At 68.2% G+C, this 13592-nt stretch carries 14 protein-coding genes; 11 read left to right on the forward strand and 3 right to left on the reverse strand.

Annotation, left to right across the window (positions count from 1 at the left end; genetic code table 11):
* Nucleotides 1-5 precede the first annotated feature (5 nt).
* Complete coding sequence (locus OXG30_14300) at nt 6-1127, reverse strand: epoxide hydrolase (GenBank protein MCY4136061.1); 1122 nt, start codon at nt 1125-1127, stop codon at nt 6-8.
* A gap of 35 nt (nt 1128-1162) precedes the next feature.
* A complete protein-coding gene (gene trpS, locus OXG30_14305; protein MCY4136062.1) occupies nt 1163-2149 on the reverse strand; it encodes a tryptophan--tRNA ligase in 987 nt (328 codons plus the stop codon).
* Between the two features lie 68 nt (nt 2150-2217).
* Between trpS and OXG30_14310 the strand changes: the two genes are divergently transcribed.
* Genes OXG30_14310 through OXG30_14345 form a run of 8 tightly spaced genes read left to right on the forward strand, consistent with a single transcriptional unit; the run spans nt 2218 to nt 8514 of the window.
* Nucleotides 2218-3027, forward strand: a complete 810-nt coding sequence (locus tag OXG30_14310; protein MCY4136063.1) for a segregation/condensation protein A — start codon at nt 2218-2220, stop codon at nt 3025-3027.
* 30 nt (nt 3028-3057) lie between these two features.
* Nucleotides 3058-3678, forward strand: a complete 621-nt coding sequence (scpB, locus tag OXG30_14315; protein MCY4136064.1) for an SMC-Scp complex subunit ScpB — start codon at nt 3058-3060, stop codon at nt 3676-3678.
* Nucleotides 3675-4397 (forward strand): pseudouridine synthase, encoded by a 723-nt coding sequence (locus OXG30_14320; protein ID MCY4136065.1) that lies wholly within the window; start codon nt 3675-3677, stop codon nt 4395-4397. The genes scpB and OXG30_14320 overlap by 4 nt, the downstream gene beginning before the upstream one ends.
* Before the next feature lie 38 nt (nt 4398-4435).
* On the forward strand, nt 4436-4804 hold the full coding sequence (gene aroH / locus OXG30_14325) for a chorismate mutase (protein MCY4136066.1): 369 nt from the start codon (nt 4436-4438) through the stop codon (nt 4802-4804).
* Nucleotides 4804-5865, forward strand: a complete 1062-nt coding sequence (locus tag OXG30_14330; GenBank protein ID MCY4136067.1) for a prephenate dehydrogenase — start codon at nt 4804-4806, stop codon at nt 5863-5865. The genes aroH and OXG30_14330 overlap by 1 nt, the downstream gene beginning before the upstream one ends.
* Nucleotides 5862-7136 carry a 3-phosphoshikimate 1-carboxyvinyltransferase gene (aroA, locus tag OXG30_14335; GenBank protein MCY4136068.1) on the forward strand — a complete coding sequence of 425 codons (1275 nt, stop codon included), beginning with the start codon at nt 5862-5864 and terminating at the stop codon, nt 7134-7136. The genes OXG30_14330 and aroA overlap by 4 nt, the downstream gene beginning before the upstream one ends.
* A gap of 17 nt (nt 7137-7153) precedes the next feature.
* Complete coding sequence (gene cmk, locus OXG30_14340) at nt 7154-7798, forward strand: (d)CMP kinase (GenBank protein MCY4136069.1); 645 nt, start codon at nt 7154-7156, stop codon at nt 7796-7798.
* A complete protein-coding gene (locus OXG30_14345; protein MCY4136070.1) occupies nt 7795-8514 on the forward strand; it encodes a lysophospholipid acyltransferase family protein in 720 nt (239 codons plus the stop codon). The genes cmk and OXG30_14345 overlap by 4 nt, the downstream gene beginning before the upstream one ends.
* A 29-nt stretch (nt 8515-8543) precedes the next feature.
* On the opposite strand, the gene ispH is transcribed toward OXG30_14345, so the two are convergent.
* Entirely contained in the window at nt 8544-9581 is a 1038-nt protein-coding gene (ispH, locus tag OXG30_14350; GenBank protein ID MCY4136071.1) for a 4-hydroxy-3-methylbut-2-enyl diphosphate reductase, read from the reverse strand.
* A gap of 53 nt (nt 9582-9634) precedes the next feature.
* On the opposite strand from ispH, the gene OXG30_14355 reads away from it, so the two are divergent.
* The 3 genes from OXG30_14355 (at nt 9635) to OXG30_14365 (ending at nt 13554) form a co-directional block, all read left to right on the forward strand.
* Complete coding sequence (locus tag OXG30_14355; protein MCY4136072.1) at nt 9635-10996, forward strand: DUF512 domain-containing protein; 1362 nt, start codon at nt 9635-9637, stop codon at nt 10994-10996.
* A gap of 49 nt (nt 10997-11045) precedes the next feature.
* Nucleotides 11046-12383, forward strand: coding sequence for a ribosome biogenesis GTPase Der (der, locus tag OXG30_14360; protein ID MCY4136073.1), 1338 nt, complete (start codon nt 11046-11048; stop codon nt 12381-12383).
* Between the two features lie 61 nt (nt 12384-12444).
* The gene (locus tag OXG30_14365; protein ID MCY4136074.1) at nt 12445-13554 is read left to right on the forward strand and encodes a PP2C family protein-serine/threonine phosphatase; all 1110 of its coding nucleotides are present in this window, start codon (nt 12445-12447) and stop codon (nt 13552-13554) included.
* The last annotated feature ends 38 nt before the right edge of the window (nt 13555-13592 follow it).

Consider the following 13592-nt stretch of genomic DNA (forward strand, 5'->3'; position numbering starts at 1 on the left):
GCTTACTACCGGAAGCGGCGGAAGAACTCGCGGATGTCGATGGCCAGGGCCTCGGGCTCCTCCATGGCCGCGAAGTGACCTCCCTCATCCATGTCCGACCAGTGGACGATGTTGTAGTTGTCGTCCAGCCAGTGCCGGGGGGCCTGCATGATCTCCATGGGAAAGCTGGCCATCCCCAGAGGGGTTTCGAGAGGGTCGCCCAACCCGGCCCCGCCGGGCCGCAGCGTCTCGTAGTACATCCGGGCCGACGAGCCTGCGGTGGCGGTGAACCAGTACAGCGAAATGTTGGTGAGCAGGCGGTCGCGGCTCACCGCCGATTCGATGGTGCCGTCGTTGTCGGTCCAGGCCAGGAACTTCTCGGCGATCCACGCCAGCTGGCCCACGGCAGAGTCGGTCAGGCCGTAGGCCAGGGTCTGGGGCTTGGTGCTCTGGATCTGCATGTAGCCCGCGCCCTCGGTGAAGTAGAGGTTGGCCCGGGCCAGACCGGCCTGCTCGGCCTCGGTGAGCTCGCCGGGCTCGCCCTCGGGGGCGGTGGCGAACAGGAAGTTCACGTGTACCGCCTCGCAGTGGTCGGGGTCGTGGCGTCCGATGTTCTGGGAGATCATCGAGCCCCAGTCGCCCCCCTGGGCTCCGTAGCGCCCGTATCCCAGCCGCGCCATCAGCTCGGCGAAGGCCTTGGCGGTGCGGACGGTGTCCCATCCCCGGTCGGCGGTCGGCCCCGAGAAGCCGTATCCGGGCAGCGAGGGAGCCACCACATGGAAGGCGTCGGCCGGGTCGTCGGGGTGGGTGAGCGGCCCGATCATGTCGAGGAACTCCACCACCGATCCCGGCCATCCGTGGCTGATGACCAGGGGATAGGCGTCGGGTTGGGGGGAGCGCTGGTGGATGAAGTGGAAATTCTGGCCGTCGATGGTGGTGGTGAAGTGGTCGAGCTCGTTCAGTTCGGCCTCTGCCGCCCGCCAGTCGTACTCGTCGGCCCAGTACCGGGCCAGCTCTTGGATGTAGCCCATATCCGCGCCGTAGTCCCAGCCGACGCCGGGAATCTGGTCGGGCCAGCGGGCCTCTCTCAGGCGGCGCCGGAGGTCCTCCAGCGCGGCATCGGGGATTTCGACGGTGAACGGGGTGATCTCGGACACGGGTCTCCTCAGGGGGATGCTTGTCGTTACGCGGGGGAGCGGGGGATGAGACCTGCGTTGTCGCGGGCTCTATTCAGGGTGGCCGCCGCCACCGTCCGGGCCTTGTCGGCCCCAGCGGCCAGCACCCGGGCGATCTCTCCGGGGTCCGACGACAGCTCGGCGTATCGCTCCCGAATGGGCGATAGCAGCTCGTTCACCGCTTCGGCGGTGTCGGCCTTCAGCGGTCCGTACTGGGCGTAGTCGTCGGCCACTGCTTCTGGGGTCCGCCCGGTGGCCGATGCCAGGATGCCCAGCAGGTTCGACACCCCCGGCTTGGTGCCGGGGTCGTAGTGGACCTCGTTGTCGCTGTCGGTCACCGCCCGCTTGAACTTGCGGGTCACGCTGTCGGGCTCCTCCAGCACGGCGACAGTGCCAGCGGACTCCAGCGACTTGGACATCTTGTCGCCCGGATTCTGGAGGTCCATCACCCGGGCCCCCGCCTCGGGGATCACGTGGGCGGGTACCACGAAGGTCTCTCCGTAGCGCCGGTTGAAGCGCTCGGCGATGTCTCGGCACAGCTCGATGTGCTGGCGCTGGTCGTCGCCCACCGGCACCAGGTCGGTGTCGTACAGCAGGATGTCCGACGCCTGAAGGGCGGGGTAGGTGAACAGCCCGGCCGATACGAATTCAGTCCGGTCGGACTTGTCCTTGAACTGGGTCATGCGGCGCAGCTCCCCGAAGCCCACGGTGCACTCCATCATCCAGGCCAGTTCGGTGTGCTCGCTCACCGAGCTTTGCACGAACAGGGTGGACCGATCGGGGTCGATGCCCACCGACAGGAGCATGGCTGCCGCAGCCAGGGTGTTGTCCCGCAGTTCGGCCGGGTCGGGGGCGGTGGTCAGTGCGTGGAGATCAACCACGCAGTACACCGCGTCGTGCTCGTGCTGGTAGGCCACCCAGTTGCACAGCGCGCCCAGCAGATTGCCCAGGTGCATGCCGCCGGACGGCTGGATGCCAGAGAACACTCGAGCCACGCCGGTCAAACTACCCGCCCCGATCTGAAAACCCCGAAGCGGTAAAGGGCGAGTTCTACACTTGACGGGTGGTCGCGCAGGTGAGAACGGAGGTGTCCGAAGGGCCGTTCGAAGTGCGAACCGAGGTCTTTGAGGGCCCATTTGACCTGCTGCTGCACCTCATCTTGCGCGACGAGGTCGATCTCTACGAAGTGAAGGTGGGCGACATCGTGGACGCCTACCTGGCCGAGCTGAACCGCATGGAGCAGCTCAACCTGGGCGTGGCCACCGAGTTCCTCCTGATCGCGGCCACGCTGGTCCAGCTCAAGAGCAGCCGCCTGCTGCCCGACGGCGATTCGCTCGACCTCGACGAGGAGCTGGCCCTGTGGTCGGAGCGCGACCTGCTGCTGGCCCGCCTGCTGGAGTGCCAGACCTTCAAGGGGGTGTCCCAAGCCCTCGAGCAGTTGGCCACAGTGGCCGGGCGCGCCCTGCCCCGCACGGCGGGACCCGACGAGCGCTACGTAGATTTGGTGCCCGACTTCTTGGAGGGGATCGGCCCCGACGATCTGAGAGCCGCATTCCTGCGGGCCACCGTGGCCCGGCCCACCCCCCGGGTGAACGTGCAGCACATCACCGACATCCCCATCAGCGTGGACGAAGTGGCCGCCGATCTCATGGAGCGGCTGCCCGAGATCGGGACGGTGGGATTCCGAGAGCTGACCGAGGATCTGGAGACCGGCATCGAGGTGGTGGTGTACTTCCTGGCCGTGCTGGAGCTCTACAAGCGGGGCTTGGTGGACGTGTTGCAGGCCTCGACGTTCGGCCGCATCGCCATCACCTGGACCGGCCAGGGCGAATTCGACGAGCCGCTGGTCGGGGTGGACTCCTATGACCGATGAGCACCGAGCCGAGCGGGGAAGCAGAAGCCCATGACCGATGACAGCCTTGAAGCCCGCCGGGCAGTGGAGGCCATTGTGATGGTTGCCGAGGAGCCGGTCCCGCCGGGGCTGATGGCCCAGCTAATCGAAATCCCCACCGGTCAGGTGGAGGCCATCTGCGACCAATTGGCCGAGGAGTACCGGGCCGAGGGCCGGGGATTCGAACTGGTTCGGGTGGCCGGCGGCTATCGGTTCCGCAGCCACCCCGATGCCGAGTCGTACGTGAAGCGGTTCGTGGTCAGCGGCCAGAGCTCCCGCCTGTCGTCGGCCGCCCTGGAGACCCTGGCCATTGTGGCCTACAAGCAGCCCCTGTCGCGGGCCCAAGTGTCGGCCATCCGGGGGGTGAATGCCGAAGGGGCCATGCGCACCCTCCAGCACCGGGGGCTGGTGCAGGAAGTGGGCCGGGACCCCGGCCCGGGCCAGGCCCGCCTTTTCGCCACCACCCCGGCCTTTTTGGAGCGGCTGGGGCTCGACTCCCTCGACGAGCTGCCCCCGCTGGTCGACTTCGTGCCCGGTGCCGAGGTGATCGAGGCTCTGGAGACCAGTCTGATGGCCGACAGCCGCCCGGCGCCGTTGCCCGAGAGCGGCAACAGCGATGCGCTGGAAGTGTGAGCGAGCCTGAGCGGATCCAGAAGGTCCTGGCCGCCGCCGGGGTGGCCAGTCGCCGGGCGGTGGAGGAGATGGTGGCTGAGGGCCGCATCACGGTCAACGGACAGCCCGCCCGGCTCGGCCAGCGGATCGACCCCGACCACGACGCCGTGGAGGTCGACGGCATCCCCGTGGGGCTGCGGACCGACCTGGTGTACTACCTGCTGAACAAGCCGCCCGGCGTGGTAACCACCGCGTCCGACCCCCAGGGCCGCCCCACCGTGGTGGACATGGTGCCCGAAGAGCCCCGGGTGTTCCCGGTGGGCCGCCTGGACGCCGACAGCGAGGGGCTGCTGTTGCTCACCAACGACGGGGGACTGACCCACCGGCTGACCCATCCCTCTTTCGGGGTGCCCAAGGAGTACCTGGCCCATGTGGAGGGCCGACCCAGCCGGGGGGCACTGAGAAGGCTGCGCGAGGGAGTAGAGCTGGAAGACGGCGCCGCTCAGGCGATGGCGGTGTCGCTACCCGAGCCGTCGGTGATCCGCATCGTGGTCCACGAGGGCCGCAACCGCCTGGTGCGGCGGATGTGCGAGGCAGTCGGCCATCCTGTGATCCGACTGGTCCGCATCCGCATCGGCCCGCTGGCCGATCGAAAGCTCCCGCCCGGCCAGTGGCGAGTGCTCAGACCCGGTGAAGTTCGGGAACTCGAGCGCCAGGGGACCGAACTCACCGGCAACTGAGTTCAGGGCCGCATCCAGGGGTCGGTACAATTTTGGCCGTGAGCAGCGCAGTGCGCGCCCTGCGGGGCGCCACCACCATCGACGTCGACACCGCCGAGCATATGGAGGAGCGGATCGTCGCGCTGCTGTCCGAGATGTTCGAACGAAACGACATCCACCACAGCGACCTGATCAGCGTCGTCTTCACCGCCACCTCCGACATCAACTCGGCCTTCCCCGCGGCCGCGGCCCGGAAATTCGGCCTCGGCGACGTGCCGCTGCTCTGCGCCCAGGAGCTGGACATCGAAGACGGAACCCCGTTGTGCCTGCGGGTGCTGATCCACCTGACCACGGAGCGGGGGCGCGACGAGTTGCACCACATCTACCTGGAAGGCGCACGAGGGCTGCGCGACGACCTTCCCGAGTGATGGCAGCACAGCGGGCCGCCATCATCGGCACCGGGCTGATCGGCGGCTCCATTGGATTGGCCCTGCGAGAGCGGGGCTGGTGGGTCACCGGAACCGATCAAGACGAGGCGGTGGCCGCCGAGGCGCGGCGCCGGGGCGCCCTCGATGAGGTAGGGCTGTCCACCGACGCCGATATCACCTTTGTGGCCACCCCGGTGGGATCGACCGCCCCCGAGGCCCGCAAGGCCCTGGCCGCAGGTCGCGGTCCGGTCACCGACGTGGGCAGCGTGAAGGCCCCGATAGTGTCGGCGGTGGACAGCCCCCGCTTTGTGGGCGGCCACCCCATGGCCGGCAGCGAGCAGGAGGGGGTGGCCGGGGCCCGGGCCGACCTGTTCCGGAACGCGGTGTGGGTGCTCACCCCCACCAACGAAACCGACGACGATTCCCTGGTTCGGATCCGCTCGGTGGTGGCCTCCCTCGGGGCCGACGTCGTATCGCTGGTTCCCGAGCGCCACGACGCTTTGGTGGCGGTGGTGTCGCACGTTCCCCATCTCACCGCCGCCACGCTCATGGCGTTGGCCGACGAGCGCTCTGAGGAGCACCAGGTGATGCTGCGGCTGGCCGCCGGCGGATTCCGAGACATGACCCGAATCGCCTCGGGGCATCCCGGCATCTGGCCCGACATCTGCGATGAGAACTCCGAGGCCATCTGCTCAGCGCTCGACCGGTTCATCGAGGCCCTGGCCGACGTTCGCTCGCTGGTGGCCGACGGCAACCGGGGCGGGTTGTTGGAACTGCTGGAACAGGCCCGCAGCGCCCGATCCCACCTGCCCTATGGCCTGGACCGAGACGTATCGCTGTCGGAGGTGAGGGTGCCGGTGTTCGACCGTCCCGGCGAGCTGGCCCGCATCACCAGCCTTACCACCGACATCGGGGTGAACATCTTCGATTTGGAGATCGCCCACTCGGTGGAGGGCGGCCAAGGCGTGGCCATCCTGGTGGTCAACACCGAGGCGTCCGACGCTCTGTTGGGGGCACTCAGAGAGCAGGGCTACGCCCCATCGTCGCGAGTTCTGTCGTGACCGCCATCTCCGTGGAGGGGAAGCGCCAGTTCACCGGGGGCCTGCGGGTGCCGGGCGACAAGTCGATCTCCCACCGGGCGCTGATGATCGCTGCTTTGGGCGAACGGCCGTGCACCATAAGGGGCCTCTCCGACGGCGACGACGTGGTCCGTACTCGCCTCGCCGTTGAGGCGCTGGGCGCACGAGTAGAGGTGGCCGAATCTGGTGAGGTGACCGTTACCGGGGGAGTGGGCGGCGCCCGCGGTCCCATCGACCTGGGGAACTCGGGCACCGGCATCCGGCTGATGGCCGGGCTGGTGGCCGGCTTCGATTTCACCACCACCCTGGACGGAGACGCATCCATCCGCCAGCGGCCCATGGACCGGATCATCGCCCCGCTAACCGAGATGGGAGCGTCAATACAGGGCAGCGGCGACAGCGGCTCGTTGGCGCCCCTGACCATCGAGGGCCGTCCGCTGCGGGGCATCGGATACACCCTGCCGGTGGCCTCGGCCCAGGTGAAGAGCGCGGTGCTGCTGGCCGCGCTGAGGGCCGAGGGGCCGACCACGGTTCACGAGACGGTTCCCACCCGGGCCCACACCGAAGAGATGCTGGCCGCGGCCGGAGTGAGGATGGAGCGCGGGGACTGCTCGGTGACGGTATGGCCTGGTGAGGTGGAACCCCCCGACGTCGACGTGCCCGGCGATCCCTCGCAGGCTGCCTTCTGGGTGGTGGGCGCCTGCACGGCCCCCGACAGCGACCTGACGGTGCAAAACGTCTACCTCGGCCCAGCCCGGGGAGGATTCGTCGACATATTGCAGCGCATGGGCGCCGACATCTCGATCGACTCGAAAACGGGAGATATCCGGGCTCGAACCAGCGAGTTCAAAGCCACCCGGGTGACGGCCCAAGAGATGCCGGGCTGCATAGACGAGGTTCCCATTTTGGCCGTGGCCGCCGCGGCCGCCGAAGGCACAACCGTGTTCGAGGACGTCGGTGAGCTGCGGATAAAAGAGACCGACCGGGCGGCGGCCGTCGCCGAACTGCTCGAAGTCTTAGGCGCAGGATGCCAGATCGACGGCGACACCCTGGCCATCACTGGAGTCGGTCGCGCCGAGGCATTGGGCAGCGGTACTGTGGATTCCCGTGGAGACCACCGGATGGCCATGGCCGCGGCCATCGCCGGAGCAGTGGGCAATGGCTTGATGACGGTCGAGGGCTTCGAGGCCACCCACACCAGCTATCCGAGCTTTGCCCGCGATCTGGACGCCCGCACGGGAAGGACGCCGTGAGCGATCCCGCCGAGGCGATGGGCGAGGGCGTGCGGGTGATCGCCATCGACGGTCCGGCCGGATCGGGAAAGTCCACTGTGGCCCGGAGGCTGGCCGAGCGGATGGGACTGGAGTATCTGGACACCGGGGCGATGTACCGCTCGGTGGCCTTCGCGGCAATGGCCCGGGAAGTCGACTTGGCCGATGCCGAAGCCATCGTTGAGCTGGCCCGAACCAGCGACATCCGAATCAACGACACCACGGTGGTCGTCGACGGGGTGGACGCCACCACCCAGATCAGAGGCCCGGAAGTGACCCGGTCGGTGAGCACGGTGGCGGCCATCTCCGGGGTGCGAGAGGTGCTGCGGGTGCGCCAGCGGGCCTGGGCGGTGGAACGAGGCGGAGGGGTCTTGGAGGGCCGTGACATCGGCACGGTGGTGTTTCCCGACGCCGAGCTCAAGGTGTATCTGAGTGCGTCGGTCGCAGTGCGGGCCGAGCGACGGGCTGGCGAAGTGAGCGCTCTCGACTATGAGACGGTGGCCGCCGACCTGGCTGCCCGGGATGCAGCCGACTCCAGCCGCCAGCACGACCCGCTGACCCAGGCCCCCGATGCCGTACACATCGACACCACCGACCTCACCGTCGACCAGGTAGTGGACGAGCTGATCGCCCGATTGGGATGAACCAGGTCGAGCTCCACCCCGAGGAACTGGAGGCCAGGGGGCGACTAGCCGGGGTGATTTTCCACTTCTTCGTGCAGCGGTTGGCCCGAGCGGTGTTCGGGGCGTATTTCCGCTGCTACACCCGAGGTCGGCGCAGCATGCCCCGGGAGGGCGGCGTGGTCATCGCCCCCACCCACCGATCCAATCTGGACACCCCGATGATCGGGGCATCAGCAGGGCGCCCGCTGCGCTACTTCGCCAAGAGCGGCTTGTTCAAGGGTCCGATAACCACATGGATGCTGGTGACCATGGGTGCCTTCCCTGTAAGGCGCGACACCATCGACCGCAGCGCCCTCAAAGCCGCCTTGGTGGTGCTGGAGGCCGGGCAGCCGCTGGTGGTGTTCCCCGAGGGGGAGCGCAAGTCGGGCGCCCGCATCCACCCGCTGCTGGACGGGGTGGCCTGGCTGGCGGCCAAAGCCCAGGTGCCGGTGCTGCCGGTGGCCATCGGGGGCACCGAGCGGGCCATGGGCATCGGCGTTCGGATGCCCCGGCCTCGAACCGTACGGTTCGTGTGGGGCGAGCCGCTGGCCCCGCCCGAGACCGACCACCGGGGCCGGGTGAACCGAGATGCCCTAACCCAGTATTCCAACGAGCTGCGGGAGATCCTCCAAGACATGTTCGATGGGGTCCAACAGGAGCTGGGCATCCCCGTCTGGGATCGCCAGGACCCGGCCTAGGATTAGCGGCTGGCCTCTAACGGGTGGCTTCAGCGGCTGGCAATAAGCCCGTCGAGCACGTCGCTGGCCGCCACCTTGCGGTCCACCATCGGGAGAGGCGAGGGGGGTCCTCCCAGGCTGAAGGAGGCCAGCGAACCGGAGGCCTCAATCAGATCGCGCAGGTTGCGGGGCGGGGGAAAGTACTCGTCCTCATCGGTGATGGACACTTCTTCGATCCCTTTGGCGGGGGCGAGCCGGTCGAGCACCTCGTTGATCAGCTCCTCGGGGGCCGAGGCCCCGGCGGTGAGCCCTACCACCCCGGAGATGTCGTCGGGCAGCTCTGAGGCCCGATTCACCCGGAACACCCGCTCGCAGCCCAGCTCCCGGGCGAGCTTCTCCAGGGCCATGGTGTTGGAGGAGTTGGCCGAGCCCACGATCACCACGGTGCCGCACTGCTCGGCAATGCCGGTCAGCGCCGCCTGCCGGTTGGTGGTGGCAAAGCACAGATCGCTGCGCCCCGGTGTCCACATGTCGGGGAACCGGTCGCGGGCCGCGTGCAGCACCCCCTCCCAGTCACGATGCGACAGCGTGGTCTGGGCCAGCAGGGCCACCGGATCGTCGAAATCGGGGAGCGACTCCACATCGTCGATGCTCTCCACTGGGTGGATGGCCTCCGGGGCCACCGCCATAGTGCCCACCGCCTCCTCATGGTCTTCGTGGCCCACGTACACGATGCGGTATCCCTTGCCGGCCCGCACCTTGACCTCATGGTGGACCTTGGTCACCAGCGGGCACACCGCGTCCACCATGTAGCTGGCCTGTTGGGTGGCCGCCTCCACCACCTCGGGGGCCGAGCCGTGGGCCGACAACATGATGGGATGGCCTGCGGGAACCTCGGAGATGTCGTCCACAAACACCACTCCGAGCTTCTCGAAGCGGCGGACCACCAACTTGTTGTGGACGATCTCGTGGTAGCAGTACACCGGCGCGTCGAAGGTGCGCACCAGCCAGGCCAGCGCCTTGATGGCCATTTCCACGCCGGCGCAGAACCCCCGGGGAGCAGCCAGGATCACCTTGTCCACGTTCACGGGACCAATTTAGTGGTCGGCCAGAGCATTCTTGGCCTCGTATCATTTCAGGCATGTCCGCGCCTCGGGTCACAGCGGTCGCCGACGGGTCGGTGGCTCAGCAATTCGGCCTGAGGGTCGGCGATGAGCTGCTTTCCGTGAACGGCAGCGTCCCCAAAGATGTCATCGAGTACCAGCAGCTTGTGGACGAGCCCGAGCTGAGCCTCGACGTGCGCCGCGACGGGGTGGTGCTGGAGCTCGAGGTCCTCAAACAGGCTGGCGAGCCTTTGGGGGCCCAGGTCGACTCGGCGCTGTTCGACCGGGTGCGGACTTGCGACAACCACTGCGAGTTCTGCTTCATCTACCAGCTTCCGCCGGGGCTGCGTCCCAGCCTGTATCTGAAGGACGACGACTACCGGCTCTCGTTTCTGTACGGCAACTTCACCACCCTGACCCGCTTCACCGAAGCCGACCTGGAGCGGGTGGTCACCGAGCGGCTCTCGCCGCTGAACGTGAGCATCCACGCCACCGACCCCGACGTGAGGGCCGACATGCTGCGGAATCGCCGGGGAGCCACCAGCCTGCGCTGGCTGCGGGCCTTGCTCGACCACGACATCGAGGTACATGGGCAAGTGGTGGTTTGCCCCGACGTGAACGACGGCGATGTGCTGGAGGACACCCTGGCTGGAGTGGCCGACGAGTATCCGGAGCTGGCCAGCGTGTGCGTTGTGCCCCTGGGAGTGTCGCGGCACACCTCTGAACCCCGGCTGAGACCCCATACCCGGACCGAGGCGGTTGCAGTGGTCGAGGCAGTTCACGAATGGCAGGAGATCAACCGGCAGATTCTGGGCCGCCGACTGGTGTTCGCCGCTGACGAGTACTACTTGCTGGCCGGGGTCGAGTTTCCCGACCCGGAAGCCTACGAGGGATTTCCCATGCACGAAGACGGCGTGGGCATGGCGGCCACGCTGGAGATGGAGTTCTCGGGTCAGACCGAGGAGGTGACCGGAACCCGCCCCGGATTCTTCGCCTGGGTGGAGGGGGCGCCCGCCGAGGGCTACCGGGCACCGAGGACCGACGGTTCCACGCCCATTGGCCTGCGGCCCCGCAAGGGCTCGCCGGTGGGGGTGGTCACCGGCGAGTACGGGGCCGCGGTGCTGGAGCCGCTGGTGACCTCGCTGGGGCGTGATGATGTGCGGGTGGTGCCAGTGGAGAACCAATTCTTCGGCGGCACCACTGCGGTGGCCGGGCTGCTGGTGGGCGCCGATATCGCCCGCACGCTGGCCGAACAGCCCGAGGGCCACCGCTACCTGCTGCCCGATGTGTGCCTTTCGCAGGGCGTGTTCTTGGACGGCACCCGGCCCGGCGATCTGCCCCGCCCCGTGGAAGTGGTTCCCACTGACGGGGCTGCGCTGAGACGAGCCCTCGATGGCTAGCTCCTTGCCTGCGGGTTCATCCCCGTCGTCCTCGCCACGCCTGCCCACAGTGGCGATTGTCGGGCGGCCCAACGTGGGCAAGTCCACGCTCATGAACCGGATTCTGGGCCGTCGGGAGGCCATCGTGGCCGAACAGCCCGGTGTGACCCGCGACCGCAAGGAGATGCCCGCTAGCTGGCAGGGACGGGAGTTCACAGTGGTGGACACCGGCGGCTGGCTGCCCCAGGGCGCGGGCGACAACGCCTCGATGGACGCCAAGGTCTCTGCCCAGAGCGAGAGGTCGATGGCTGATGCCGACGTGGTGGTATTGGTGGTGGACTCCCAGGCGGGCATCACCGGCGACGACGAGGGAGTGGCGGGGCGGCTCCGGGGCCGGGCCGGGCCGGTGCTGGTGGCGGTCAACAAGGTGGATGATGAGGTTCACGAGAACCTCATCTGGGAATTCATCGGCCTGGGGTTGGGCGATCCGTTCCCGGTGAGCGCGTTGCACGGACGGGGAGTGGGCGACCTGCTGGACGCGGTGATGGCTGAGCTTCCCGAGGGGCCAGCGGGGAGAGATGAGGCCGGCGCGGAGACTGGCGCCGAGGCAGATACCGAATCAGGCACCGACTCCCACATGGTGTCGGTCTCCATCGTGGGCCGGCCCAACGCGGGCAAGTCCACCCTGTTCAACCGCCTTATCGGCGACGACCGGTCGGTTGTCCACGACCAGCCGGGCACCACCCGCGACGCCATCGACACCGTGGTGGAAACCGAGCTGGGCCCGATCCGGTTTGTAGACACCGCGGGCATGCGCCGCCGGGCCCGCATCGACCAGGCCACCGAGTACTACTCGCTGCTGCGGGCGCTGGCCGCGGTCGACCGATCCGACATCGCCCTGTTGGTGGTCGACGCCACCGTGGGGGTCACCCACCAAGACCAGCGCCTGGCCGAGCGCATCGACGGGGCGGGCTGTCCCATCGTGGTGCTGCTCAACAAGTGGGACCTGCTCGACACCGAGGCCCGGGAGGCGATAGCCCTCGACATCGACCACCGCCTGCACTTTCTGGGCGACGCCGCGGTGTTGAGGGTGAGCGCCCTGTCGGGCAAGGGGTTGAACCGGCTCCTGCCCGAGCTTCGGGGGGTGATCGCCGAGTATCGGCGGCGGATCCCCACCCAGGCGGTGAACCGGGTGCTGCGCGACGCCCAGGCCGCCCATCCCGCCCCCGACGGCGCCCGAGTGCTGTATGCCACCCAGGGGGCGGCCGATCCCCCCACGTTCACGCTGTTCGCCAATCGGACCCTTCCCCGCACCTATCTGCGCTATCTGGAGCGCCGTTTTCGGGAGGCATTCGATTTGGGATCAGTGCCGGTCAAGCTGCGGGTTCGCCGCCGTTCGGGCGGGTAATCCCCGGCAATTGCCCCAAAAGCGGCAAGAGTCCCGCCATTTTGCGGGGTAATCTTCTGCGATGGAAACCCTCCTGCTCGTGCTGACCGCGGGTGTGTGCGCATTCGCCGCCGGCGTCTTCGCCCGAGCAGCCCGACACCGCTACCGGTTCCTGCTCCGGGTTGAGCACACCCACGCGGGGGAGGGGTACGACGAAGAGGGCGAGACCGCCTACAAGGCAGCCCACACCTTGGCCCAGTCGAGCTTCCGCCGGGATGCCCACTCCGCCCTGTTGTATGCAGCCCTGACCGTGGTGGCGGCCTTGACCGCGGTGCTGGAGTCCCGGGCGGTGGCCGCTGTCTTGGCCCTGGTGGTGGTACCCGCTCTCTTCCCGCTGTGGTGGGGGCGCCGCTCGGTGGCCGAGGCCCGCCTCACCCAGGAGCGGTTCGAGATGGAACGCCGGGCCGAGGAGACCCTGAGCCAAGGCGACCTCGCCCCCCAGGCATGGGCGGGGCGGCTGGCCCCCGACGACCTGCCCGACTTCGTCGGCTACGAGATGGGCCGGGTGTACCAGGCCGGCGAAGGCGTCATGGCCGGTGACTTTTTCGACGTGTTCCGGGTGGGTCCCACCCGGGTGGCTGCCGTCATCGGTGATGTGGCCGGACGGGGCATCGAGTCGTCCATCACCGCATTCCAGGCCAAGTACCTGCTCCGGGTGTTCCTGCGCCAGTTCCGCGACCCGGCCCAGGCCCTCGAGGAGCTGAACGCCCAGATGTCGTCCATTGAGCGGGCCGAGGAGTTCATCTCGGTGGTGATCGTGGTGTTCGACACTGAGGCCCAGTCCATGCGCTACGCCTCCGCCGGCCACCCGGCCGCCTGGCTGTGGCACGAGCGCGAGGTGCAGCCGCTGCGGGCCACTGGGGCCCTGTTGATGCTCGACCCCGACAGCACCTATTTCAGCCGGGAGATCCCCTTGGATTCGGGCGACATGGTGCTCATGTACACCGACGGCTTGGCCGAGGTGCGTTACGGCGACGCCCAATTCGGCGAGGACCGCATCTCCCAGCATCTGCGCCGCGATCCCACCGTTTCCCCCGACGTGCTGTGCAAGTCGCTGCTGGAGGCCGCTCGGGATTTCGCCGACGGCACCATCACCGACGACGTGGCCATCCTCGCCGTCCGCCGGGCCTGATCCCCACCAGTTAGGATTGCGCTTCGTCGAGCCCGGAG

Source organism: bacterium (assembly GCA_026708015.1).
GTDB lineage: Bacteria > Actinomycetota > Acidimicrobiia > Acidimicrobiales > Bin134 > Poriferisocius.